At 71.2% G+C, this 25,230-nt stretch carries 21 protein-coding genes and 2 tRNA genes; 11 read left to right on the forward strand and 12 right to left on the reverse strand.

The window, feature by feature from the left end; genetic code table 11:
* The first annotated feature begins 2 nt into the window (after positions 1-2).
* Positions 3-512, forward strand: coding sequence for a GtrA family protein (locus IFT88_RS13330; RefSeq protein WP_043597054.1), 510 nt, complete (start codon positions 3-5; stop codon positions 510-512).
* On the opposite strand, the gene IFT88_RS13335 is transcribed toward IFT88_RS13330, so the two are convergent.
* Entirely contained in the window at positions 509-1,141 is a 633-nt protein-coding gene (locus tag IFT88_RS13335) for a TetR/AcrR family transcriptional regulator (protein WP_043597139.1), read from the reverse strand. The genes IFT88_RS13330 and IFT88_RS13335 overlap by 4 nt on opposite strands.
* A gap of 122 nt (positions 1,142-1,263) precedes the next feature.
* On the opposite strand from IFT88_RS13335, the gene IFT88_RS13340 reads away from it, so the two are divergent.
* Genes IFT88_RS13340 through IFT88_RS13355 form a run of 4 tightly spaced genes read left to right on the forward strand, consistent with a single transcriptional unit; the run spans position 1,264 to position 6,476 of the window.
* The gene (locus tag IFT88_RS13340; RefSeq protein WP_043597051.1) at positions 1,264-2,901 is read left to right on the forward strand and encodes an ABC transporter substrate-binding protein; all 1,638 of its coding nucleotides are present in this window, start codon (positions 1,264-1,266) and stop codon (positions 2,899-2,901) included.
* A gap of 4 nt (positions 2,902-2,905) precedes the next feature.
* The gene (locus IFT88_RS13345) at positions 2,906-3,856 is read left to right on the forward strand and encodes an ABC transporter permease subunit (protein ID WP_192121132.1); all 951 of its coding nucleotides are present in this window, start codon (positions 2,906-2,908) and stop codon (positions 3,854-3,856) included.
* Complete coding sequence (locus tag IFT88_RS13350) at positions 3,853-4,749, forward strand: ABC transporter permease (protein WP_192121134.1); 897 nt, start codon at positions 3,853-3,855, stop codon at positions 4,747-4,749. Before IFT88_RS13345 ends, IFT88_RS13350 begins: the two co-directional genes overlap by 4 nt.
* Positions 4,746-6,476 (forward strand): dipeptide ABC transporter ATP-binding protein, encoded by a 1,731-nt coding sequence (locus tag IFT88_RS13355; RefSeq protein WP_192121136.1) that lies wholly within the window; start codon positions 4,746-4,748, stop codon positions 6,474-6,476. Before IFT88_RS13350 ends, IFT88_RS13355 begins: the two co-directional genes overlap by 4 nt.
* Before the next feature lie 111 nt (positions 6,477-6,587).
* Here the strand turns inward: IFT88_RS13355 and proP are convergent, their stop codons facing one another.
* On the reverse strand, positions 6,588-8,129 hold the full coding sequence (gene proP, locus IFT88_RS13360) for a glycine betaine/L-proline transporter ProP (RefSeq protein ID WP_056226986.1): 1,542 nt from the start codon (positions 8,127-8,129) through the stop codon (positions 6,588-6,590).
* A gap of 246 nt (positions 8,130-8,375) precedes the next feature.
* Here proP and valS point away from each other — a divergent pair, with 246 nt between their 5' ends.
* Entirely contained in the window at positions 8,376-11,021 is a 2,646-nt protein-coding gene (gene valS, locus IFT88_RS13365) for a valine--tRNA ligase (protein ID WP_249409034.1), read from the forward strand.
* The gene (locus IFT88_RS13370) at positions 11,021-11,293 is read left to right on the forward strand and encodes a hypothetical protein (protein WP_137847425.1); all 273 of its coding nucleotides are present in this window, start codon (positions 11,021-11,023) and stop codon (positions 11,291-11,293) included. Before valS ends, IFT88_RS13370 begins: the two co-directional genes overlap by 1 nt.
* Positions 11,294-11,388: 95 nt before the next feature.
* Here IFT88_RS13370 and IFT88_RS13375 read toward each other — a convergent pair whose 3' ends face one another.
* Complete coding sequence (locus tag IFT88_RS13375; RefSeq protein ID WP_192121138.1) at positions 11,389-12,207, reverse strand: methyltransferase domain-containing protein; 819 nt, start codon at positions 12,205-12,207, stop codon at positions 11,389-11,391.
* Between the two features lie 34 nt (positions 12,208-12,241).
* Here IFT88_RS13375 and IFT88_RS13380 point away from each other — a divergent pair, with 34 nt between their 5' ends.
* A complete protein-coding gene (locus IFT88_RS13380; protein WP_192121140.1) occupies positions 12,242-14,269 on the forward strand; it encodes a M3 family metallopeptidase in 2,028 nt (675 codons plus the stop codon).
* Positions 14,270-14,316: 47 nt separating this feature from the next.
* Here the strand turns inward: IFT88_RS13380 and clpX are convergent, their stop codons facing one another.
* The 5 genes from clpX to IFT88_RS13405 form a co-directional block, all read right to left on the reverse strand.
* Complete coding sequence (clpX, locus tag IFT88_RS13385; RefSeq protein WP_043597039.1) at positions 14,317-15,597, reverse strand: ATP-dependent Clp protease ATP-binding subunit ClpX; 1,281 nt, start codon at positions 15,595-15,597, stop codon at positions 14,317-14,319.
* Positions 15,598-15,806: 209 nt separating this feature from the next.
* A complete protein-coding gene (locus IFT88_RS13390) occupies positions 15,807-16,472 on the reverse strand; it encodes an ATP-dependent Clp protease proteolytic subunit (protein ID WP_043597037.1) in 666 nt (221 codons plus the stop codon).
* A gap of 40 nt (positions 16,473-16,512) precedes the next feature.
* On the reverse strand, positions 16,513-17,100 hold the full coding sequence (locus tag IFT88_RS13395; RefSeq protein ID WP_043597035.1) for an ATP-dependent Clp protease proteolytic subunit: 588 nt from the start codon (positions 17,098-17,100) through the stop codon (positions 16,513-16,515).
* A 213-nt stretch (positions 17,101-17,313) separates the two neighbouring features.
* Positions 17,314-18,636, reverse strand: a complete 1,323-nt coding sequence (gene tig, locus IFT88_RS13400) for a trigger factor (protein WP_043597032.1) — start codon at positions 18,634-18,636, stop codon at positions 17,314-17,316.
* 62 nt (positions 18,637-18,698) lie between these two features.
* Positions 18,699-18,771 (reverse strand) — tRNA-Pro (locus IFT88_RS13405).
* Positions 18,772-18,923: 152 nt separating this feature from the next.
* On the opposite strand from IFT88_RS13405, the gene IFT88_RS13410 reads away from it, so the two are divergent.
* Positions 18,924-18,994 (forward strand) — tRNA-Gly (locus IFT88_RS13410).
* Between the two features lie 271 nt (positions 18,995-19,265).
* Complete coding sequence (locus tag IFT88_RS13415) at positions 19,266-20,036, forward strand: SGNH/GDSL hydrolase family protein (RefSeq protein WP_043597030.1); 771 nt, start codon at positions 19,266-19,268, stop codon at positions 20,034-20,036.
* A 62-nt stretch (positions 20,037-20,098) separates the two neighbouring features.
* On the opposite strand, the gene IFT88_RS13420 is transcribed toward IFT88_RS13415, so the two are convergent.
* Positions 20,099-20,767 carry a response regulator transcription factor gene (locus tag IFT88_RS13420; protein WP_043597028.1) on the reverse strand — a complete coding sequence of 223 codons (669 nt, stop codon included), beginning with the start codon at positions 20,765-20,767 and terminating at the stop codon, positions 20,099-20,101.
* 29 nt (positions 20,768-20,796) lie between these two features.
* Entirely contained in the window at positions 20,797-22,305 is a 1,509-nt protein-coding gene (locus IFT88_RS13425; protein WP_052505435.1) for a histidine kinase, read from the reverse strand.
* Between the two features lie 185 nt (positions 22,306-22,490).
* On the opposite strand from IFT88_RS13425, the gene IFT88_RS13430 reads away from it, so the two are divergent.
* The gene (locus IFT88_RS13430) at positions 22,491-22,979 is read left to right on the forward strand and encodes a Dps family protein (RefSeq protein WP_043597026.1); all 489 of its coding nucleotides are present in this window, start codon (positions 22,491-22,493) and stop codon (positions 22,977-22,979) included.
* A gap of 77 nt (positions 22,980-23,056) precedes the next feature.
* Here IFT88_RS13430 and IFT88_RS13435 read toward each other — a convergent pair whose 3' ends face one another.
* Together IFT88_RS13435 and IFT88_RS13440 are read right to left on the reverse strand one after the other, a co-directional pair.
* On the reverse strand, positions 23,057-24,565 hold the full coding sequence (locus IFT88_RS13435; RefSeq protein WP_192121142.1) for an amidohydrolase: 1,509 nt from the start codon (positions 24,563-24,565) through the stop codon (positions 23,057-23,059).
* The gene (locus IFT88_RS13440) at positions 24,562-25,185 is read right to left on the reverse strand and encodes an FMN-binding negative transcriptional regulator (RefSeq protein WP_192121145.1); all 624 of its coding nucleotides are present in this window, start codon (positions 25,183-25,185) and stop codon (positions 24,562-24,564) included. The genes IFT88_RS13435 and IFT88_RS13440 overlap by 4 nt, the downstream gene beginning before the upstream one ends.
* Between the last annotated feature and the right edge of the window lie 45 nt (positions 25,186-25,230).

A 25,230-nucleotide genomic window follows, 5' to 3' on the forward strand; every position in this document is an offset into this window, starting at 1 on the left:
CAGTGCAAGCAGTCATCAAGCTCATCAGAGAGCACCCCTCCGCGGCGAGGTTCCTCGTCGTCGGGGGCATCGGCTTCGTGATCACCATGGTGATCAACTACGGGCTCAAGCTGTTCGTCATCCCCCAGCACCCCGTCACCGCCCTCGCGCTGGGCATCATCGTCGCGACGGTCTTCTCGTACTGGATGAACAAGAAGTGGTCGTTCGACGACCGCGGCGAGCGTCACACCGCGCACGAGATGTTGCTCTTCGTCATCGTCAGCATCATCGGGGTCGGCCTCAACTCGGCGCCGCTCTACCTCTCGCGTTACGGCTTCGGCCTCGAGGTGCCGAACGTCTCGCGAACCGCGCAAGAGATCGCCGACTTCGTCAGCGGCCCGATCGTCGGCACCATGCTCGCCATGGTCTTCCGCTACTGGGCCATGAACAAGTGGGTCTTCCCGAAGCGCGCCGAGCTGGTCGACGTCCTCTCGCCCACGTCCCCCTCGACGTCGCCGACACCGACCGTCTAGGCCGAGCGCGCCTCCCGGGCGTCGAGTCCGTCCGCGACCGGCCCCACGGCCGCCGCGACGACCGGTCCGAGGGGCCCGCGCGAGACACCGGCTCGGGCCCAGGTCGAGATCGCGGCCGCCGCGGCGGCGATCAAGGCCGAGCCGACCACCTGGGCCGACAGGTCCGACCGATCGCGACCCGAGCGCTCGGCGACGTACGATGCGACCGCCCCTTGCTGGCGCACGAACCGGACGGCCGCCGACGCGACCAGGTCGTCACCGAGGGCCATCGCCTCGGACTGGGTCAGCGCCCACGGCACGCGCTCGGGATCGTGGGCCTCGGCGAGCGCGACGAGCGCCGCCTCGACCGCCCGGACCGGCGAGAGCCCCGAGGAGGCGCGCAGCAGGTCCCCGAGATCCGCGAGGCTCTGGTCGAGGTCGAGCCAGAAGAGGTCGGACTTGGCCTCGAAGTAGTTGAAGAACGTGCCGCGGCTGACGCCGGCCCGGCGGGCGATGTCGTCGACGGTCGTCCCGGCGTAGCCGTTCTCGAGGAACAGCTCGGCGGCCGCGTCGGCCAGCATCTCGGCGGACGAGCGGCGAGGTCGGCCGACCGGCCGCCGCGGGCGGATCGGACCTGGTCCATCTGACATGGCCACCATCATGCCGCTAGACTCGACGCCGCACTTGTTGCACCCGGTCCACGAATGCAGCCCTCGTCTCGGAGGCAGTGGATCACACCCGACGTCCCGTCAGTCCCCACGCCCGGAGCCCCATGCGCAGCCGCCTGCCCGTCCTGATCGCCGCCACCGCCGTCGCGAGCCTCGTGCTCGCCGGCTGCACGAGCGGGGATGACCCCGACGCCTCCTCCACCCCGGTCTCCGGGGGCACGCTCACCTACGCCTCGGGCGACGCCGAGCCGACCTGCCTCGACCCCCACGTGGGCGGCAACTACCCGCAGGCGCTCGTGTCGACGCAGTACCTCGAGTCGCTCGTCTCGAAGGACGCGAACGGTGACGTCGTCCCGTGGCTGGCCGACTCCTGGGAAGAGGCATCCGACGGCCTCAGCTGGACCTTCACGCTGAAGGACGGCGTGACCTTCACCGACGGCACCCCGTTCGACGCCGCCGCCGTGGCCGCCAACGTCGCCCACCTCCAGGACCCCACGACGCTGTCGTCGACCGGGTACCTCGCCCTCGGCAAGGTCACCGGCGTCCAGGCGGTCGACGCCCGCACGGCACGCTTCGACCTGCGCGAGCCCGACAGCGCCCTCCTCGAGTCCCTCTCACAGCCCTGGCTCGCGATGGAGTCCCCCGACGCCCTGACCCGCAGCCAGGAGGTCAACTGCGAGTCACCGGTCGGCACCGGCCCGTTCGCGGTCGAGTCGTGGACCAAGCAGCAGCAGGTCGTCCTCACCCGCAACGACGACTACAGCTCGCCGCCGGCCGACGCCGGGCACCAGGGGCCCGCCTACCTCGACGAGATCGTCTGGCGGTTCATCCCCGACTCGGCGTCGCGCTACGCCGCGCTGCAGGCCGGCCAGGTCGACGTGATCGACAACGCCCAGCCCGACACCCTGGTCGCCGCGGCCAAGGACGACTCGCTCGACGAGATCGACGCCCCTCGCCCCGGGGCCTCGAACCGCATCGAGCTCAACGCCGGCAAGGCGCCCTTCGACGACCTGGCCGTCCGCGAGGCGTTCATCCGTGGCGTCGACGTCGACTCGGGCATCGACTCGCTCTTCTTCGGGACGGCGACGCGGTCGTACAGCCCGCTGTCGAGCGTCGAGCCGCTGGCATTCTCCGACGAGTCGCTCTTCGACGTCGACACCGACGCGGCGAACGACCTGCTCGACCGGGCCGGGTGGACCACCCGCGACGCGGACGGTTACCGCACGAAGGACGGTGTGCGCCTCGCCGCGACGTTCCCGGTCAGCACGAACCAGTCGATCCCGGCCGAGCAGTCGCTCTTCGAGCAGGTCCAGGCCGGCGCGAAGGACCTCGGCTTCGACGTCACCCTCGAGCCCCTCGACCTCTCGAGCTGGTACGGCGCCCTCGCCGCGAACGAGTACGACCTGGTGAGCGCGCCGTACACGAAGGTCGGCCCCGACGTGCTGCGCATCCTCTACGACAGCGACGGCATCACCCCGGCCCCGAGCGGCTACTTCGCCAACCTGTCGCAGACGAGCGACCCGGCCCTCGACGACCTGTTGACCCGCGCCTCCGAGACGAGCGACGCCGACGAGCGCGCCGACCTCTACCAGCAGGCGCAGCAGATCATCCTCGAGGGGTGGCACGTCCTGCCGCTGTACGACCAGCAGAACCACTACCTGGTGCGCTCGGCCGTCCAGGGGGTCCGTGCCCTGCCGACGGTCCAGGCGCCGACGATGTACGACGCCTACGAGGCGAGCTGACCGGGTGCGTCCCGGGCGGTGGCGACGGGCGGGTCGGTGGCTCGTCGGCCGCCTGCTCGGTGCGGTCTTCGTGCTCTGGGCCGTCGCGACGCTCATCTTCTTCGCCATCCGGCTCGTGCCGGGCGACCCGGCCGAGGCGATCCTCGGCGGTCCGGGGTCGCAGGCGTCGGCCGAGGCCCTCGACACGGTCCGCCGGCAGTACGGCCTCGACCAGCCGCTGCTCGTCCAGTACCTCGCGCAGCTCGGTCGACTCGCGACGGGCGACCTCGGCACCTCGTACTCGCTGCGCACCGACGTCGGCCGGTTGCTGCTCGACCAGTTGCCGGGCACGATCGGCCTGGCCCTGCTGGCCCTGGTCGTGGCCTGGCTGCTGGCGATCGCGACGGCCTGGTGGGCGACCCTCAGCGGTCGGATCGCCTCGGCCGTGTCATCGGGGCTCGAGGTCGTCGCCTCGGCCGTCCCGCACTTCTGGTTGGCCAGCCTGCTGATCCTGGTCTTCAGCACCGAGCTCGGGCTGCTACCCCCGGTGAGCACGGGCACCCCCGCGGGGCTCGTCCTACCGGTCGTCACGCTCGCGATCCCCGTCGCGGGGTTCCTCGGCCAGGTCACCCGCGACTCGCTCCTCGACGCCGCGGCCACCCCCTTCGCCCTCTCGGCCCGAGCCCGGGGCGAGAGTCCGTCGGGGCTCTTCGGCCGTCACCTGCTCCGGCACGCGGCCCTGCCCGGGCTCGCCCTGTCGGGCTGGGCCTTCGGCTCGCTGCTCAGCGGCGCCGTCGTGGTCGAGTCGGTGTTCGCGCGCCCGGGACTCGGCCGCACCCTCCTCGGCGCGGTCACGCTGCGTGACATCCCTCTCGTGACCGGTGTCGCCCTCGTCTCGGCCCTCGCCTACGTCGTCGTGGTCGCCCTCGGCGACCTGGCCGAGCGCGCGGTCGACCCGAGAGGACGCGCGGCATGACCGCGCTGCCCGACCTGCCCCGGGGTGCCGACCCGACCCGCGCCTCCTCGATGCGCGCCGCCCGGCGGCGCCTGCCGCTCGGCCCGGCGGAACTCGTCGCGGCCGCCCTGCTGTCGCTCGTGGTCGTGATGGCCGTCGCGCCGGCCCTGCTGGCCCCCGCCGACCCGCTCGCCGTGTCGCCGACCGACGCGTTCGCCGGTCCGTCGCCCGCGCACCCGTTCGGCACCGACGAGTCGGGGCGGGGCGTCTGGACCCGCGTCGTCCACGGAGCCGGCGCCTCGCTGACGATCGGGCTCGTCGCCACGCTGATCGGCACGGGCCTGGGTGTGGCCCTCGGCGTCCTGGCGGGCCTCGGCGGTCGCGGCCTGGTCGGTCGGGCGACCGACGTCGGCGTGAGTCGCGTGCTCGAGGTCCTCTTCGCCCTGCCCGGCCTGCTGCTGGCGCTCGTCGTCATCGCGTTCACCGGGCCCGGGGCCGTGCCCGCGACGATCGCCGTCGGCCTCGCGACCGCCCCCGGGTACGCCCGCATCGTCCGCAGCCAGGTGGCGGCCGTCCGCCGGTCGCCGATGGTCGAGGCCGCGACCGTGCTCGGTCGCCGCCCCGGGGTCGTCCTGCTGCGCCACGTGCTGCCGAACGCCCTCGCCCCCGTCGTCGTGCTCGCCACGCTGGGCCTCGGTCAGGCCGTCGTCTGGGCGTCGTCGCTGAGCTACCTCGGACTGGGATCGCCGCCCCCGGCACCCGAGTGGGGTGCGATGCTCTCGGCCGGGCGCACGTACCTCGCGGTCGCCTGGTGGATGACCGTCTTCCCGGGGCTCGCCGTCGTCGTGACGGCCGCGTCGGCCACGGTCCTGGGGCGCGGTCTCGCGCGACGCGGGCGAGGAGGACGACGATGACCACGGACCCGCCGGCGACCGGCGCCGCTCTCGGTGACCGGCACCGCGCCTCCTCGGACGACCTCGTCGTCGACCGCCTGCACGTCGCGTTCGACGGGGTGACCGCCGTCGACGACGTGTCGTTCTCGATGGGTCCCGGTGAATGCGTGGCCCTGGTCGGCGAGTCCGGCTCGGGCAAGAGCGTGACCGCCCGGGCCCTGCTCGGGCTGACCGGTGGCACGGTGACGGCCGACGCCCTGCGACTCGGTGGCGACGACCTTCTCACGCTGACCGAACGACGCTGGCGTCGGCTGCGCGGCCCGCGCATCGGGCTCGTGCTGCAGGACGCCCTGGTCTCGCTCGACCCCCTGCGCCCGGTCGGTCGCGAGATCGACGACGCCCTGCGACTGCACACGCGCCTCTCGCCGACCGCCCGTCGGGCCCGGGTGCTCGAGGTCCTCACCGAGGTCGGCATGCCCGACCCCGAGGCGCGCCGCGGCCTGCGGTCGGGCGAGCTCTCGGGAGGGCTGCGGCAGCGGGCACTCGTCGCCGCGGCCCTCGCCCTGCGGCCCGGCCTGATCGTCGCGGACGAACCGACCACCGCCCTCGACGCCGAGGTGCAGCGCCTGGTCGTCGACCGGCTCGCGGCCCTCCGCGACGCAGGGACGGCCGTCCTCGCGATCAGTCACGACCTGGGGGTCGTGCGCCGCCTGGCCGACCGCGTCGTCGTGATGCGCGACGGACGCGTGGTCGAGCAGGGGGCCACGGCGACCGTGCTCGACTCACCGCAGGCCGACTACACGCGCATGCTCCTGGCCGCCCTGCCGGGTGGGGCCCCGCGGGGTCGGCGCCTGTCGGCCGCCGTGACGCCCGACGGCCCGGACGCGGGAGGCGCGCCTGCGTCGACGACGCCGGTCGCTCCCGGCACACCCCGGTCAGGAGGCGCGCCCGGCCCGTCGACGCCCGACACGTCGACGACTCCCCCGGTCGGCCCCGTCCTCGTGGCGACGGGCCTGCGCCGGGTCTTCGCGAGCCGTCGGGGGCCCGACCGGGTCGCCGTGGACGACGTCTCGCTCTCGCTGCGGGCCGGCGAGACGCTCGGCCTCGTCGGAGCGTCCGGCTCGGGCAAGACCACGACGGCTCGTCTGCTGCTCGGCCTCGACGACCCCGACGCCGGGACGGTCGACCTGCTCGGCACGACCTGGGCCCCGGCGCGCGAGCGCGATCGCCGTCCCCGCCGGGGCGACCTCGGGGCCGTCTACCAGGACCCCTCGAGCTCGTTCGACCCGCGCTTCACCGTCGGTCGACTGCTGGCCGACGCGCTGACGGCCGGCCGCAGCACGCGTCTCGGCCCCGTCGAGCGCGAGGTCGTCGCCCTGCTGGCACGGGTCGGGCTCGACGCCGACACCGTGGCGCGACGGCCCGACACGTTGTCCGGCGGTCAGCGGCAACGGGTGGCGATCGCCCGCGCCCTGGCCCCGCGGCCCCGGGTGATCGTCTGCGACGAGCCGGTCTCGGCGCTCGACGTCTCGGTGCAGGCCCAGGTGCTCGACCTGCTCGACGAGTTGCAGCGGCAGGACGGGCTCGCCTACGTCTTCATCTCGCACGACCTGGACGTCGTCGAGCACATGTCCGACCGGGTCGCCGTGATGCACGAGGGCCGGATCGTCGAACAGGGCCGCACGGCGGACGTGTTCTCCGCCCCGCAGCACGCCCACACCCGCGCCCTGCTCGCCGCTCGCCCCTAGCCCCGCCCGACCGGCCCCGCCCGACCGGCCCGGCCCGGCCCCGTGACACGACGTGCCGCTCACCTCCGAGGGTGAGCGGCACGTCGTGATGTCCCGACCGCGGCGGGTGGACTAGGGACGGGCGCGGTGGGCGGCGTCGGCCTCGGCGGCCTTCGGGTCGACCACGTCGATGAGGCCGGACTGCGCCCACTCGAGCGCCCAGTCCGACTTCGCGACCTCGCTCGACTCGTCGGCGTAGGCCTCGACCAGCTCGCGCGCCTCGTCGTCGGTCGCGACCGACGGGCCCGAACCGAGCAGCGGCTCGTTGGCCGTCTCTTTCGTGAACCACACGGCGACGAGGCCGATCACGGCCGCGGCCATCAGGTAGAAGGCGGGGATGTCGTGGGCCCACGAGAAGCCCTTCCCCTCGGCCCAGACGACCAGCGCCTCGGTGGCCAGGGGCGTGGTGCCGCCGAACAGCGAGACCGACACGTTGAACGCGATGGCCAGGGCGCCGTAGCGGATGATCGTCGGGAAGAGCGCGGGCAGCGTCGACGGCATGGTCGACGTGAACGTGACGAGCACCAGGCCGAGCACCAGCAGGCCGACGAAGACGAGCGGCGTGCTCTCGGACTGCACGAGCTTGAGGGCCGGCCACGACAGCACCAGGAACCCGATGCAGCCGGCGAACAGCACGGGACGCCGTCCGAACCGGTCGCTCAGGCGCCCGCTGAACGTGATGACGATCATCATCAGGACCATCACGACGATCACGAGCAGCAGCCCCGAGGTGGCACTGCGTCCGAGCGTGTTCGTGAGGTAGGTCGGCATGTACGACAGCAGCATGTAGTCGGTCACGTTGAACACCAGCACCAGGCCGATGCAGACGATCAGCGCACGCCAGTTCTCGGCGAAGAGCTTCACGAACGGCACCTTGACGTGTTCGCGCCCGGCCGCTTCTTCCTGCTGCTTCTGGAACGCCGGGGTCTCCTCGAGCTTGAGGCGCAGGTAGAGCCCGATCAGGCCGAGCGGCCCGGCGATCAGGAACGGGATGCGCCAGCCCCAGGCGAGCAGCGCCTCCTCGCTCATGCCGAGCTGCAGGCCGGTGACCAGCGAGGCACCGAGCACGTAGCCGGCGAGCGTGCCGAACTCGAGCCACGAGCCCATGAAGCCGCGGCGCTTGTCGGGCGAGTACTCGGCGATGAACGTGGCCGCGCCTCCGTACTCACCGCCGGTCGAGAAGCCCTGCAGGAGGCGCGCCAACAACAGCAGGACGGGCGCCCAGAGGCCGATGGTCGCGTACGACGGGATGAGGCCGATGGCGAGCGTCCCCGCCGCCATCAGGATCATCGTGAGCGCGAGCACCTTCTGGCGTCCGATGCGGTCGCCGAGCGGGCCGAAGAAGGCGCCGCCGATCGGGCGCACGATGAACGCGGCGGTGAACGTGCCGAAGGTGAACAGGATGTTGAGCGCGTCGTTGCCCGGCGGGAAGAACACCTGGGCGATCGTCGTCGTGATGTAGGCGTAGACGCCGAAGTCGAACCACTCCATGGCGTTGCCGAGGGCTGCGGCACTGACCGCGCGCTTGAGCAGACCCTCTTCGACGACGGTGACGTCGTCGGTGGTCAGGCTGCGGCGGGCGGGCTTCTTGCTGTCGTTCTTCTTGGCTGACATCGGGTGAGGCCTCCAGGTCGTCGGGCGGTGGCAGTCGACCCCAGCGTCGGCAAAAAACCCGTCGAGCCTAACAGAACCGCCATGTCAGTACCAGTGCAGCGTGCGCAGGGGTGCAGTGGGCGCAGCGCGCGGGAGGCGCGGCGGCGGTCCACGAGGAGCCCTCGCGAGGGTGCGTACACTGGTCGGAGTCCCACAACCAGGCACCTCCCCACCGACACGGTGCCGTCCACAGAACCGGAGAAGACCATGACGTCAGCGATGCCCGAGAAGCCCGCCCTCGAAGGACTCGAGGCCCGTTGGGGTCAGGTCTGGGAGGCCGACGGCACCTACCGCTTCGACCGCACCGACGCGACCCGCGCCTCCGTGTTCTCGGTCGACACCCCGCCGCCGACCGCCTCGGGCAGCCTGCACATCGGCCACGTGTTCAGCTACACGCACACCGACGTCAAGGCCCGGTTCGAGCGCATGCGCGGCAAGCGCGTGTTCTACCCGATGGGCTGGGACGACAACGGACTGCCCACCGAGCGTCGCGTGCAGAACTTCTACGGTGTGCGCTGCGACCCGTCGCTGCCCTACGACGCCGACTTCACCCCGCCCTTCGAGGGTGGCGACAACAAGTCGTCGAAGGCCGCCGACCAGGTGCCGATCTCGCGTCGCAACTTCATCGAGCTGTGCGAGCGCCTCACGGTCGAGGACGAGAAGCAGTTCGAGGACGTCTGGCGGAAGCTCGGCCTCTCGGTCGACTGGACCCAGAGCTACCGCACCATCGACGACGACTCGCAGGCCATCGCGCAGAAGGCGTTCCTCCGCAACCTGGCCCGCGGCGAGGCCTACCAGGCCGACGCGCCGACGCTCTGGGACGTCACGTTCCGCACGGCCGTGGCGCAGGCCGAGCTCGAGGACAAAGAGATGCCCGGGGCGTACCACAAGCTCGCCTTCCACCGCACCGACGGCCAGGGCGACGTGCTGATCGACACCACGCGGCCCGAGCTGCTGCCGGCCTGCGTGGCCCTCGTCGCGCACCCGGACGACGAGCGCTACCAGGCGTTGTTCGGCACGACCGTCCGCTCGCCGCTGTTCGACGTCGAGGTGCCCGTGGTGGCGCATCACCTCGCCCAGCCCGACAAGGGCTCCGGCATCGCCATGGTCTGCACCTTCGGCGACACCAACGACGTGGTCTGGTGGCGCGAGCTGCAGCTGCCGAACCGCGCCGTGATCGGCTTCGACGGCCGCTTCGTCAGCGAGGCCCCCGAGGCGATCACGTCCGAGGCGGGGCGCGCCTCCTATGCCCAGCTGGCCGGCAAGACGGTGTTCAGCGCCAAGCAGTCCGTGGTCGAGCAGTTGACCGCCTCGGGCGAGCTCGTGGGCGAGATTCGCAAGATCTCGCACCCGGTGAAGTTCTTCGAGAAGGGCGACAAGCCGCTCGAGATCGTGTCGACCCGTCAGTGGTACGTCGTCAACGGCGCCCGCGACGAGCAGCTCAAGGGTTCGCTGCTCGAGCGCGGTGGCCAGGTGGCGTTCCACCCCGACTTCATGCGCGTCCGCTACGACAACTGGGTCAACGGCCTGAACGGCGACTGGCTCATCTCGCGCCAGCGGTTCTTCGGCGTGCCGATCCCGGTCTGGTACCCGCTCGACGGCGACGGCAACCCCGTCTTCGACCAGGTGATCGTGCCCACCGAGGCGCAGCTGCCGATCGACCCGGCCTCCCAGGCGGCTCCCGGCTACGACGAGTCGCAGCGCGGCGTGCCCGGCGGCTTCGTCGGCGAGGTCGACGTGATGGACACCTGGGCGACGTCGTCGCTCACCCCGCAGCTGGCCGGCGGCTGGGAGCGCGACCCCGAGCTGTTCGACCTGGTGTTCCCCTACGACGTGCGCCCCCAGGGGCAGGACATCATCCGCACCTGGCTGTTCTCGACGATGCTGCGGTCGCAGCTCGAGTCGGGCACCGTGCCGTGGAAGAACGCGTCGATCTCGGGCTTCATCGTCGACCCCGACCGCAAGAAGATGTCGAAGTCGAAGGGCAACGTGGTGACCCCGGCCGCCATGCTCGACGACCACGGCTCGGACTCGGTGCGCTACTGGGCGGCGTCGAGCCGGCTGGGCACCGACGCGGCGTTCGACCCGCAGAACCCCAAGCAGATCAAGATCGGCCGCCGTCTGGCCATCAAGGTGCTCAACGCGGCCAAGTTCGTGTACTCGTTCGAGCTGCCCTCAGGAGAGTTCGAGATCACCCAGCCGCTCGACCGTGACCTCCTCGCGTCGTTCGCCGCCGTGATCGAGACCGCGACCGAGGCGCTCGAGGGCTACGACCACGCCCGGGCGCTCGAGACGACCGAGAAGTTCTTCTGGACGTTCTGCGACGACTACCTCGAGCTCGTGAAGGAGCGCGCCTACGGCGCCACCACGCCGGCCGAGCAGGCCTCCGCCGTGCTCGCACTGCGCACGGTGCTCGAGGGCCTGCTGCGCCTGCTCGCGCCCTACCTGCCGTTCGCCACCGAAGAGGTCTGGTCCTGGACGCACGACGACTCGGTGCACCGGGCCGCGTGGCCGACCGTCGACGAGCTCGGCCTCACCGAGGGCGAGACCTCGTCCGGTCTCGTGGGGCTCGTCGGGCAGGCACTGATCTTCGTCCGGCGGGCGAAGTCGGACGCCAAGGCCTCGCAGAAGACCCCGGTGGCCTCGGCCGTCATCACGGGCCCTTCGGCCCAGCTCGAGCTCGTGAAGCTCGCGGCGGGTGACCTCGCGGCGGTCGGCAAGATCGCCGAGCTGTCCTTCGCCGAGGGCGACGAGCTGGCGGTCGGCGACATCGTGTTCGCCGAGGTGCCGGCCGACGCCGGTGCGGCCCGCTCCGGCGCTGCTGCCGATCCTGCTCCGACGGCGGGTGCCTGATGCAGCTCGGCACGCGGTGGAGCGTGGGAGGCGCGGCCCCGGCCGAGTTGCCTGCTCCCGTCCTCGGGGCGGTCGCCCAGGTCGAGCGTGAGCTCTCCGACCAAGGAGTCGACGCGACCTCGTGGCGCTGGACGCTGACCTGGCTCGAGCACCGTCCCGTCGTCGAGCTCGACGACGGCACGGTCATCCGGGTCGACGCCGTCACCGGCGAGGCCCGCATCCACGAGCCCGTCGACACCGAGGGTGACGACGCCGAGGGCGACGACGACTGACGCCACGTCGGCCGAGATGTCACGACATGCCGCTCACCGTCGAGGGTGAGCGGCATGTCGTGTCCCCTCGAGCCCTCGCCGCCCGGTGCTGACGGTCAGGCGCGGGCGAGCAGCTCGCCGTGCGGCATGATGAGCCAGCCGTCGGGGGCGTCGCGCCAGGCGCGCCAGGCGTCGGCGATCGCGTGCAGTTCGTCGTGCGTGGCCGCACCCTTGCCGATCGCGTCGGCGTAGAACGCCGACTCCGTCGCGCGGGTCGCCCAGCTGTCGCCCCACCAGGTGCGGTCCTCGTCCGAGGCGAAGCACCACACGGAGGCGCTGCTCGCCACGTCGACGAAGCCCGCCTCGAGCGCCCAGCCCTTGAGGCGCCTCCCCGCGTCGGGTTCGCCGCCGTTGCCGCGGTGCACGGCCTGGTAGACGTCCATCCACCGGTCGAGACCGGGGTTCTCGGGAGCCCAGACGCAGCCGTGGTAGTCGACGTCGCGGACGGCCACGACTCCCCCGGGTCGGGCCACCCGACGCATCTCGCGCAGGGCGGCCACCGGGTCGCCCACGTGCTGCAGGACCTGGTGCGCGTGCACCACGTCGAAGGCGTCGTCGTCGAACGGCAGGGCGAACAGGTCGGCCGTCTCGAAGTGGACGTTGTGCAGGCCGGCCCCGACCGCGAGCGACGACGCCTGTTCGACGATGCCGGGGGCGGCGTCGATGCCGATCACCCGACCGGGCGCGACACGGCCGGCGATGTCGACGGTGATGGTCCCCGGCCCCGACCCGACGTCGAGGACGCTGACCCCGGGCACGAGGTGCGGCTCGAGGTACGCGGCGGAGTTCTCGACCGTTCGCCACGAGTGGCTGCGCAGCACGCTCTCGTGGTGGCCGTGGGTGTACCGGGCGTGCGTCTCGGGGCGTTCGCTCATGCGGCGACCCTAGCGCGCCTCCTAGTGTGGGCTGATGACGAACCCGTTCCTCTCCCCCAGCACGCTGCCGTACTCGCTGCCGCCGTTCGCGAGCATCTCCGACGACGACTACGGCCCCGCGTTCGACGCCGGGTTCGCCGAGCAGCTGGCCGAGGTCGAGGCGATCGCGACCGACCCGGACGAGCCGACCTTCGAGAACACGGTCGCCGCCCTCGAACGCAGCGGCGCGATCCTCACCCGCGTCGAGCACGCCTTCTTCAACAAGACCTCGTCGGACTCGACCGAGGCCACCGACGCCCTCGAACTCGAGCTGGCCCCGCGGCTCGCGGCACACGCCGACGCCATCCGGCTCGACCCGCGCCTCTTCGCCCGTCTCCGCAGCGTGCACGAGCGCCGGGACGCCCTCGACCTGACCGCCGAGCAGCGATACCTCGTCGAACGACTCGTCGCCGAGGCCACTCGCTCGGGGGCCGCCCTCGGCGACGACGACAAAGACCGCCTGCGCGACCTCAACGGCCGGCTCTCGACCCTGACCACACGGTTCGAGAAGAACCTGCTGGCCGACACGAACGACCTCGCCGTCGTGGTCGACGACGTCGCCGAACTCGACGGACTCGACGCCGGGGCGATCGCCGCCGCCGCCGAGGCGGCCCGAGAGCGTGGACTCGAGGGTCGCTACGTCATCACCCTCGTGTTGTTCAGCGGCCACCCCTACCTCGCGAGCCTGACCGACCAGGCGCTGCGCGAGCGCATCATGCAGGCGTCGCTCTCGCGCGGACGCCGCGGAGGCGACCACGACAACCGCGAGCTCGTGCTCGAGATCGCCCGGCTGCGCGCCGAGCGGGCCGAGCTGCTCGGGTTCCGGTCGCACGCCGCCTACGTCACGGCGGGCGAGACGGCGGGCACGCCCGAGGCGGTGGCCGACCTGCTCGGGCGACTCGCGCCTCCTGCCGCCCGAAACGCACGCGCCGAGCAGGCCGAGCTCGAGCGCGTCGCCGGCCGGACGATCCGGGCGTCGGACTGGGCCTTCTTCACCGAACGGGTCCGCACCGAGAAGCACGACGTCGACACGGCCGCGATGCGGCCGTACTTCGAGGCCGAGCGCGTGCTGCACGACGGCGTCTTCTTCGCCGCGGGGCAGCTCTACGGCCTGCGGTTCGCCGAGCGCCCCGACCTGGTCGCCTACCACCCCGAGGCGCGGGTCTTCGAGGTGACCGACGCCGACGGCCGCGAGGTCGGCCTCTACGTGCTCGACCTGTACACGCGTGACAGCAAACGCGGCGGTGCCTGGATGAACCCGCTCGTCTCGCAGTCCGCCCTGACCGGACTGCCGACGGTGGTCGTCAACAACCTCAACGTGCCCAAGCCACCGGCCGGCCGGCCGACCCTGCTGACGCTCGACGAGGTGACGACGTTCTTCCACGAGTTCGGTCACGCCCTGCATGGCCTCGTCGCCCGGGTGACCTACCCGAGCTTCTCGGGCACGAACGTCTTCCGCGACTTCGTCGAGTTCCCCAGCCAGGTGAACGAGATGTGGATGCTTTGGCCCGAGGTGCTCGCGAACTACGCCGTGCACCACGAGACCGGCGAACGCCTCCCCCAGCCGCTGGTCGACGCGCTCATCGCCTCGCAGGGGTTCGACCAGGGCTTCGAGACGAGCGAGTACCTCGCCGCGGCGCTGCTCGACCAGGCGTGGCACGCCGTGTCGTCGGCCGAGGCCGCGGCGATCACGGACGTCGAGGCGTTCGAGCAGGAGGCGCTGGCCGCGGTGGGCCTCGACCTCGCGTCGGTCCCCACCCGCTACTCGAGCACGTACTTCGCCCACACCTTCTCGGGCGGATACGACGCCGGCTACTACTCGTACATCTGGAGCGAGGTGCTCGACGCCGACACGGTCGAGTGGTTCGAGCAGAACGGCGGGCTCACCCGCGAGAACGGTGACCGGTTCCGCTCACGCCTGCTGGGCGTCGGCGGCTCGAAGGACCCCCTCGAGGCCTACCGCGACTTCCGTGGTCGGGACGCCCGGGTCGAGCCCCTGCTCGCGCGCCGCGGCCTCGCCTGACACGAGAACGCCCCGGCCGAACCGGCCGGGGCGTTCTGACGTCGCTGCTAGGCGGACTTCTCGGTGCGCTGTTCGACGAGGCGCGGCACGATCGTGGGCGCGGCGTTCTCGAGCACCGAGGCCCGTGTGATGACGACTCGCCCGACGGTGTCGTCCGACGGGACGTCGAACATGATCGGACCGAGGACCTCTTCGAGGATGGCGCGGAGCCCGCGGGCGCCGGTCTGACGCAGGACGGCCAGGTCGGCGATCGCTTCGAGGGCGCCGCGGTCGAACTCGAGCTCGACCCCGTCGATCTCGAACATGCGCTGGTACTGCCGCACGAGCGCGTTCTTCGGCTCGGTGAGGATCTGCATCAACGCGGGCTGGTCGAGCTGCGTGACCGTGGTCACCACGGGCAGACGACCGATGAACTCGGGGATCAGACCGAACTTGTGGAGGTCTTCGGGCAGGACCTCGCTGAAGAGGGCTGCTTCGTCTTCTTTGCTGTGCAGCGGGGCACCGAAACCGATGCCGCGCTTGCCTGCGCGGTTCGAGATGATGTCCTCGAGCCCGGCGAACGCCCCGGCGACGATGAAGAGCACGTTGGTCGTGTCGACCTGGATGAACTCTTGGTGGGGGTGCTTGCGGCCACCCTGCGGCGGCACCGAGGCCACGGTGCCCTCGAGGATCTTGAGCAGCGCCTGTTGCACGCCCTCGCCCGAGACGTCGCGCGTGATGGAGGGGTTCTCGGCCTTGCGGGCGATCTTGTCGATCTCGTCGATGTAGATGATGCCGGTCTCGGCCCGCTTGACGTCGTAGTCGGCGGCCTGGATCAGCTTGAGCAGGATGTTCTCGACGTCCTCGCCGACGTAGCCGGCCTCGGTGAGGGCCGTGGCGTCGGCGACGGCGAACGGCACGTTCAGCCGCTTGGCCAGGGTCTGCGCCAGATAGGTCTTGCCACAGCCGGTCGGGCCGATCAGCAGGATGTTCGACTTCGAGATCTCGACCTCGTCGGCGAGCGACTCGGCGGCGGTGAGGGTCGAGGCGGCGCGGATGCGCTTGTAGTGGTTGTAGACGGCCACTGAGAGGGCACGCTTCGCCGCGTCCTGCCCGATCACGTACTCTTCGAGGAACGAGTAGATCTCGCGGGGCTTGGGCAGGTCGAACTCGCTCGCGGGTTCGTCACCGGCCTCGGCGAGGCGCTCTTCGATGATCTCGTTGCAGAGCTCGACGCACTCGTCGCAGATGTACACGCCGGGACCGGCGATCAATTGCTGGACCTGCTTCTGGCTCTTGCCGCAGAACGAGCATTTGAGCAGATCGGCACTCTCACCTATGCGCGCCATGCTCGGCCTCCCTGATTGGCTGAGGTCATCGACCGGGACCGGTCGTCGTGTGCACCGAGCCTAACCCGATCCGCCGACACTCACGGACCGACCCGGGTGGTTCGAGCACATCCGACGGGGATGGCCGGAGGACGCCGTGCCGACGACCCGGCGATCACCACGACGAAGGCCCCGGGCGGGAGCCCGGGGCCTTCGTCGTCATGCCGAGGTCAGCGCGTCAGCGCCGCCGGCTGGTTCTTGCGCGAACCCAGGACCTGGTCGACGAGGCCGTACTCGAGCGCCTCTTGGGCACCCAGGATGTTGTCGCGCTCGATGTCGCGGTTCACCTGCTCGGGCGTCTTGTTCGAGTGCTTCGACAGGGTCTCTTCGAGCCAGGTGCGCATGCGGAGCACCTCGGCGGCCTGGATCTCGATGTCGGAGGCCTGGCCGCCGCTGCTGCCACCGGTCGCGGGCTGGTGGATCAGCACGCGGGCGTTGGGCAGGGCGAGACGCTTGCCGGGCTGACCCGCGGCGAGCAGGACGGCCGCGGCCGAGGCGGCCTGGCCGAGGCAGACCGTCTGGATCTCGGGACGGATGTACTGCATCGTGTCGTAGATGGCCGTCATGGCCGTGAACGAGCCACCGGGCGAGTTGATGTACAGCGTGATGTCGCGATCGGGGTCCATGCTCTCGAGCACGAGCAGCTGGGCCATGATGTCGTCCGCCGAGGCGTCGTCGACCTGCACGCCGAGGAAGACGATGCGGTCTTCGAACAGCTTCGCGTAGGGGTCCTGGCGCTTGTAGCCGTACGCCGTGCGCTCTTCGAAGCTGGGCAGGATGTACCGGGAGCTGGGGGTCTGCACTCGACCCGCGCCACCCATCATCGGGAGTTCCATGAGTTCTTCTCTTTCTCGTTCTGACGAAGGGGCGAAGGGCCTAGGCCTGGTCGGTGCCGGCGCCGCCGACGACGTCGGTGGCCGAGCCGCGGATGTGGTCGACGAAGCCGTACTCGAGGGCCTCCTCGGCGGTGAACCAGCGGTCGCGGTCGCCGTCCTCGTTGATCTGCTCGACGGTCTTGCCCGTCTGCGCGGCCGTGATCTCGGCCAGTCGACGCTTCATCGAGAGGATGAGCTGCGCCTGCGTCTGGATGTCGGACGAGGTGCCGCCGAACCCACCGTGCGGCTGGTGCAGCAGGACGCGAGCGTTCGGTGTGATGTAGCGCTTGCCCTTGGTGCCGGCCGTCAAGAGCAGCTGGCCCATCGACGCGGCCATGCCGATGCCGACGGTGACGATGTCGTTCGGCACGAACTCCATGGCGTCGTAGATCGCCATGCCCGCCGTGATCGACCCGCCGGGCGAGTTGATGTAGAGGTAGATGTCTTTCTCGCTGTCTTCCGCAGCGAGCAGCAGCAGTTTCGCGGCGATCTCGTTGGCGTTCTCGTCGCGGACCTCAGAGCCGAGCCAGATGATCCGGTCTTTGAGCAGTCGGTCAAAAACACTGTTGGGCAGTGTCACGTCGGCCATGGTGGAGCTCCCATTCGTTGTCGCTTGTCGTCGAATCTATCGGAGCCAACGCACGGGTTCCGGGCTGTTCGCCCACGGCAGATACCGCGCCTCCACGGCCACGCGGGGCACGCCCGAGAGCCCGGGAGGCGCGGCGCCGGGAACGACGGAGGGCCGGGTGCACTCGCACCCGGCCCTCTCGACGTGACGGGTCAGCCGACCCGCCGCTGTTGCTTACGCGTGGTCGTGACCCGCGTGGTCGTCGTCGCCGCCGACACCCGCGGTCGCGGTGAAGGCGGACAGGTCGACCGAGTCGCCCTTGCCGTCGACGACCTTGGCCTTGCTGAGCACGACCGCGAGGGCCTTGCTGCGAGCGACCTCGCCGACCATGGCGGGGATCTGGCCGTTCTGGTCGAGGACCTTGATGAACTCGCCGGGCTCCATGCCGTACTGGGCCGCACCCTGGATGAGGTACTGCGTCAGTTCGTCCTGCTCGACCTTGACGGCCTCTTTCTCGGCGATGGCGTCGAGGAGGATCTGGTTGCGGAAGGCCTTCTCGCTGCTCTCCTTCACCTCGGCGCGGTGCTCGTCGTCCTCGAGCCGGTTCTCCTGCTCGAGGTGACGGTGCACCTCGTCCTCGACGAGCTTCTCGGGGACGGGGATCTCGACGGCCTCGAGCAACTTCTCGACGACCTGGTCGCGTGCCTGGGCACCCTGACCGAAGGTCTTCGACTTGGCCAGCTGCTCTTTCAGGTCGCCCTTGAGCTCGTCGATCGTGTCGAACTGGCTGGCGATCTGGGCGAAGTCGTCGTCGGCCTCGGGCAGCTCGCGCTCTTTGACGGCCGTGACGTCGACGGCGATGAGGGCGGTCTCGCCTTCGCGATCGCCGCCGAGCAGCTTCGACTCGAAGGTGGTGCTCTCACCGGCGGTGAGCGACTCGAGGGCCTCGTCGATGCCCTCGATCAGCTCGCCCGAGCCGAGCTCGTACGAGATGCCCTTGGCGGTGTCGACGACGTCGTCGCCGATGGTCGCCGTGAGGTCGATCTGCGCGAAGTCACCCGTGGTGGCGGGACGGTCGACGGTGACCAGCGTGCCGAAACGGGTACGCAGGTTCGTCAGTTCTTCGGCGATCTCGTCGTCGGTGATGTCGACCGTGTCGACCGTCAGCTCGAGGCCGTCGTACTCGGGCAGGTCGAAGTCGGGGCGCACGTCGACCTCGACGGCGATCTTCAGGTCGCCGGAGAAGTCCTTGACGTTCGGCCACTCGACGACGTCGGCCTCGGGACGGCCGAGGACGCGGATCTCGGTCTCGGTCACGGCCTCGCGGTAGAACTTGTCGAGGCTCTCGCTGACGGCGTGGTTGAGCACCTCTTCACGACCGACGCGCTGGTCGATGATGGGCGGCGGCACCTTGCCCTTGCGGAACCCGGGGATGTTGACCGACTCGGCGATGTGACCGTAGGCGTGCGTGACGCTGGGCTTGAGTTCGTCGGGGGTGACGACGATGTTGAGCTTGACGCGCGTGGGGCTGAGCTTCTCAACCGTGGTCTGGACCAATGTGGGGCTTCTCCTGTGTTGGTGGCGCTGAACTCACATCCGAGACAGCAGGTAGACGATCGTCGGGGCGACAGGACTCGAACCTGCGATCTTCCGCCCCCAAAACGGACGCGCTAGCCACTACGCTACGCCCCGTGTATCAGCCTGGAACTGGCCGGCACGCGTGAGCCCCGTTGAGGTCGGGTACGTGAAGGCCGCGTCGAGTCTAGCCGACGCCGAGGGCCCGTGACTGAGCGACCTCGTCGGATGCCTTATGCTGGTCTCACCCGTGCGGCTCGGCCGCTCACGGGGATGTAGCTCAATGGTAGAGCCTCAGTCTTCCAAACTGATCACGCGGGTTCGATTCCCGTCATCCCCTCTGTGTTTGTTCGACGNGTCGGCGCCGGGGGGCGCCTTGAATGAAATCTTCTCCGCACGTTGCACGCAGGCGTCGGCGCCGGTAGGCGCCTTGAATGAAATCTTCTTCGCGCCTTGCACGCAGGCGTCCGGCGCCGGGGGCGCCTTCAATGAAATGTTCTCCGGGCCTTGCACGTCGGTGTCGGCGCTCTTCAGGGGTCTCTCGGCCGGCTCGGGGGGAAGTCGTGCTGGCGGATGATTTTTCTCGGCGCGACGTGACCCAAGATGGCCACATGAGACGCGCGACGTTCGCACGGGTCGCGCTGGTCGGTGCGGTCGTGGCCACCCTCGCGGCCGGATGCGCCGCCCCTCCGACCGAGGCGACCCGCGCCTCCGGGTCCGGCGCGATCGCGCAGGCCGCGGCCGGGCCCGGCGTGGCCGTCGCTCCGAGCTCGGGGGGCGTGCGGGTCGCGATCGTCGGCGACTCGTTGACCGCCGGGGGCGGTCGTCTGCTGAGCGCCGGGCTCACCGCCGACACCTGGATGACCTACGCCCAGGGCGACGGCATCGACTACGTGGGTGGCTACGCCAAGGGCGGCTCGACAGTGCAGGAGCAGGCCGCGGCGGTGCGCCCGGTCGCCGACGTCGACGTCCTCGTGCTGATGTCCGGCACGAACGACGTGCGCCTCGGGCTGAGCTTCGCCGAGTCCGCCGCGTCCTACGACGCCATCGTCGACACGATCCGGCCGGAGCACGTCGTCGTGGCCGCGATCCCGCCCTACGACCGTGCACCGCGGGCCGCGGCGCGGTACGAGGGGCAACTCGAGCGCTACGTCGCCGACAAGGGCTGGACGTTCACCGACCCCTGGGGGTTCGCCCGGGCGGGCGACGTCTTCGCCGCCGGCACGACCGTCGACGGCATCCACCCCACGACAGCCGGTTACGAGGCCCTCGGCCACGCGCTACGCGACGCCGTCCTCGACGTGGCGGGCCCGCGGGCCGTAGCCCCTCAGGCGGACTCCCCCGCCGACCCGGCCGACGGCGCGCCGGGCACGACCAGCTGACGACACCCGTCCGGCGCTCTGTCAGCCGGTCGCGAGCTCCACCGAACCGGGGACGAGCCGACTCAGCGCTGTAGGAAGGCGAGCACCGCCAGCACCCGACGGTGGTCGGTGCCGCTGTCCTCGAGCAGGAGCTTCTGGAAGATCGAGGTGACGTTCTTCTCCACCGCACCCGTGCCGATGACCAGCTCGGCCGCGATGGCGGCGTTCGTGCGCCCCTCGGCCATCAGCGTCAGCACCTCTCGCTCACGCGGCGTGAGCGCGGCGAGCGGGTCGCTGCGACGACCCAGCAGCTGCGAGACCACCTGCGGGTCGAGGACCGTGCCGCCGTCGGACACCCGCCCGAGCGCGTCACGGAACTCGTCGAACGAGGCGATGCGGTCCTTGAGCAGGTAGCCGACCCCGCCCGAGCCCGCTTCGAGCAGGTCGCGGGCGTAGGCCACCTCGACGTACTGCGACAGCAGCAGGATGCCGAGGTCGGGCCGACGGCGTCGCGCCTCGATCGCGGCCCGGACGCCCTCGTCGGTGTGGGTCGGCGGCATGCGGACGTCGAGCACGGCGATGTCGGGACGGACCTCGTCCAGGTCGGCCAGCAAGGAGTCGGCGTCGCCGTACGCCCCGACGACCTCGACCCCGATCTCGTCGAGGAGTCGGACGAGCCCCTCCCGCAGCAGCACCGAGTCGTCGGCGACGACGACGCGGAGGGGCTGACGGGAGGGGCTCTCGAGACTCACGCGTCCAGACTACGGGCGCGGCCCACGGACTACGGTCGCGCGGGCGGCCCGGCCGGCGGGTCGAGCGGCCCGTCGGGCAGCGCCCCGTCGGGCAGCGGCTCGGTCACGGCCGTCGACGAGAACGGCGGCAGCGGCTCGGTCGGCAGCGGCATCGTCGGGTTGCTCGGCACCTCGATCGTCATCGGGATGCTCACCGTGACGATGGTCGGCCCGCCCTGCGGGCTGCTGATGTCGAGGAAGCCGCCGAGGCCCACGAGGCGCTCCTGCACCCCGGCGAGACCGTGGCCGTCGCGCAGGCCGGCACCGCCGCGTCCGTCGTCGGTCACGACGAGCTCGAGCAGCGTGCCGATGCCGTCGGGAGCCTGGCGCGTGCGCAGCACGAGGTCGGCGCTGGCCGCCTCGGCGTGCTTGCCCGTGTTCGTCACCAGTTCGGACGCGATGAAGTACGCGTTGCGCTCGATGTCGCTCGGGATCGCGACGTGCGCGGGCACCCGGTTGAGCATCGTGGTCGGAACCACCGAGCGGTCGACGAGCGACTCGAGTGCCGCGACCAGGCCGCGGTCCAGGAGCAACGGAGGCGCGAAACCGCGGGACAGGGCGCGCAGCTCCTCGAGGGCCTCGCGGGACTGCACCCGCGCCTCCTCGATGAGGGACTTGCTCTTCTCGGGATCGGTGTCGACGGCGCGGGAGGCCGCCGCGAGGTCCATCTGCAGGCGCACGAGGCGCTGCTGGGGCCCGTCGTGGATGTCGCGCTCGAGCCGGCGGAGGGCCGTGCCCTCGGCGGACAGGGCGGCCGTGCGCGAGATCTCTCGGTCGGCGAGCTCGACCTCGAGCTGCTCGCTGCGGAACCCGCCGAGCATCACGCCGGCGATCGCCTGGTGCATGACGACGAACCCGTGCACGACGTAGGGGTAGACCAGGACGACCACGGCGAAGAGGGCGAGCGCGAGGACGACGAGCACCGCGCCTCCGCCGTTGCCGATCGCGGACGCCCAGTTGAAGGTGTCGAACGGCGGCAACGCCTGGAAGACGAGCACGACCCCGAGGACCGCGAGCACCGGGCCGGCCAGCAGGCTCACGAGGACGAAGGTCGTGAAGCCCGCGACGATCGGGAAGACCACGACGCCGTAGAGCAGGTACAGCCAGTAGTGCGGGTTGGCGAAGACCGAGACCGCCCGCACGAAGCGGTTCGTGGACCGACCCCATGCGGTGTTGGGAGTCCAGTCGACGGGTCGGATCGGACGGTCGCTGGCCCAGCCCAGGCGGAGCACCTCGAAGGTGCCGAACCACCGGGCGATCCACAGCGCGCCGAAGACGACGATCGCGAGGAAGACGAGGGTGAACAACGAGTCGCTCGACCCGCTGACCGTGTGCAGGAACAACGAGGCGGCCACCGTCACGATGACGACGAGGACGGCCGAGAGCGCGACGTAGCCGAGTTCGCGAGGCAACTCGCGCCAGCGTCGTCGGTAGCCGCCGGGGCGGGACGGGGGCGAGAGGTAGGGGTTCGCGGCGGTGATGGTGGTCTCCTGGATCATGCCTTCGAGCCTGGTCTGCGCGGGGCGTCCACCCCATGGTGCCAGCGCCCGGAACGCCGGTGGGGTTATCCCCCCTCACGAGCGGGGTGAGGTGAGGCTGGCCTAGGTGAGCCGAGCCTCAGCTTGCTTGCGGAATTCTCCCAGACGTCTAGCGTTGCCTCCATCGTCTAGGAAAGGACCACGTCATGACCGACATCACCCGCACCGTCCCCCAGGGTTCCGTCGACCCCGACGTCGCCGCCGGCGTCGCCCAGTTCCTCAGCCAGATCGTCACGGACATGACGGCCCTGTCGGTCAACGGCAAGCAGGCCCACTGGCACGTGCGCGGCATCGCGTTCGTCGCCGTCCACGAACTCATCGACGTGGTCGTCGACCACGCCCGCGAATGGGCCGACCTCGCCGCCGAGCGCGTCGTCGCCCTCGGCCTGCCGGTCGACGGACGCATCGAGACCGTCGCCGCCAAGACCGTCATCCCCCCGACCTCCCCCGGCTTCAACCAGATCGACGTCACCATCGCCGAGCTGGTCGCCCAGATCGACGCCTCGCTCGTCGCCGTCCGCGAGGCCATCGACGAGCTCGGTGAGCTCGACGCCTCGAGCCAGGACGTCGCGATCGAGATCTCGCGGGGCCTCGAGAAGGACCGCTGGTTCCTCGCCGCGCACGTCGCCGGCTGACCCCCTCGCCAGACGGACGAAGGCCGCCACCCCGCCCGGGGTGGCGGCCTTCGCCGTGTCGGGTCGACACCGCCCCGTCAGAGCGTGCGGTGCGTCCACCGACCCGCCAGCACCGTGCCGACGACGGGCATCCGGCGCAGCTGGTCGTCCGTCGCGGTGAGCGGGTCGACCTCGGTGACGACGAGGTCGGCCACCGACCCCACCTCGACCCGTGCCCGGCCGCCGGTCGACGCGGCGAGCGCCGCCGAGGCGACCAGTCGCTGTTCTGGGTGCCACGGCTCGCGTCCGTCACGCGAGCGTGAGATCGCCGCGGCCATCGCGACCCAGGGGTCGAGCGGCGCCACGGGGGCGTCCGAGCCGAGCTGCAGGCGGACGCCGGCGGCGACGAGGCTCTCGAAGGCGAAGGCGCGACCGGTGCGACCGGCCCAGAAGCGGTCGGCCACGTCGCGGTCGTCCATGGCGTGCTCCGGCTGGACGCTGGCCACGATGCCGAGGCGCGCGAACCGCTCGACGTCGCGCGCGTCGAGCAACTGCGCGTGCTCGACGCTGCCGCCACAGCCGACCTCCTCGAGGGCGTCGAGCGCCTGGGCGTTCGCGGCGTCGCCGATCGCGTGCACGGCCGGCACGAACCCCGCCGAGGAGGCGCGGCGCAGCCACCCGACGAGCTCGTCGGTCTCGTAGATGCGCAGCCCCCGGGCCGCGGGGTCGTCCTCGAGCCCGGGGTACGGGTCGTGGCACCACGCGGTTCGGGTGCCGAGGGAGCCGTCGGTGATGATCTTGAACGGCCCCATCGTGACGAGCCCGTCGGTGCCCGGGATCTCGTCGCCGGTGCGCAGCCCGCGGGCGACGACGGCGTCGAGGTCGCGCGGGTAGACCCCGGGACGGATGCGCAGCCCGCGGGTCCCGCCGGCCACGCGGCGGCTCCAGCGGTCGAGCGACAGCGTCATCTCGAGGTCGACGACGCCGACGACCCCGCGCGCGGCGGCCGCGTCGACGGCCTCGGCCACCCACCGGTCGAGCTGCTCGTCCGGCACGACGCTCACGGCGGCGCTGACGTCGAAGGCCGGCTGCTCACGCAGCAGACCGGTCGGATGGTCGGCGTGACCGTGACGGGCCAGGGCTGCCGAGTCGAGCCAGACGGAGTGCAGGTCGTTGCTGACCAGGACGACCGGCACGTCGCCCGCCACCGAGTCGAGCAGCGCCCGACTCGGGGCGTCGGGCCAGAGCGCGTCCTGGAAGCCGTAGCCGACGAGGGTGCCTCCCGCCTCGACCGGCTCGTCGCGCAGGCGCTCCCCCACGATCGAGGCCGCCTCGGCGGCGGACCTCGCCCGCGACAGGTCGAGGCGACGGCGCACCAGCGCCCACTGGTCCATGTGGACGTGGGAGTCCCAGAGGCCCGGGGCGAGCCAGCGGCCGTCGAGGTCGACGACCTCGGCACCGTCGGGGGCGAGACCGGACGCGAGCGCGACGACGCGGCCGCCGTCGAGCAGGACGTCCACGGGGGCGGGCCCGCCACCGACCAGGCGGACGTCCCTCAGCAGCGTGCGCCGCGCCTCCTCGGCCGGGGTGCCGCCGCCGACCGTCATCGGTCGCGCACCCGGCGCATCTCGGCGGCGAGCGCCGGCTGCGCGTAGTGGTCGCCGTGCTCGAGCTCGTCGACGATGCGGTCGACGACCTCGGGCGCCTTGTTCTGGCTGAGTTTGGCGCGGGCGTCGAACCGGGTCACGCGCAGGCGGATGCCGACGGTGCCCTTCGCGACCCGTCGCGAGCCTGCCTCGTCGAGGGTGAGCGTCGACGGCTCGGGCATGACGCGCTCGAAGTGGTCGACGAGCTCGCCCAGCACGCGGAAGTTCTCGTCGTCGGAGAGGATCTCGGGCGTGCCCCAGAGATGCGCCGTCACGTGGTTCCAGGTGGGGATGATCTGCTTGGCCGGGTACCAGCCGGGCGAGACGTAGCCGTGCGGGCCCTGGACGATCACCATGACCTCGTGCTCACCGAGCTCGTGCGAGCGCTCGTCGGGGCGGCCGACGTGGCTGACGACCACGATGGCGTCGGGGTCGTCGTCGTCCTGCTCGAGCACGACCGGGTAGTGCGACGCCACGAGTCCCACGGCCGTGTGGGACACGATCGTGGCCCACGGGTTCTCGCGGATCAACCGCTTGACCTCGTCGACGTCGGACAGGACGAACGTGGGGGTGTGCCGCATGGTGTCACCCTGGCACAGGTTTCAGCCGCGACCGGAAGCCGTGAC

It is taken from the genome of Frigoribacterium sp. CFBP 8751, from assembly GCF_014841545.1.
GTDB lineage: Bacteria > Actinomycetota > Actinomycetes > Actinomycetales > Microbacteriaceae > Frigoribacterium.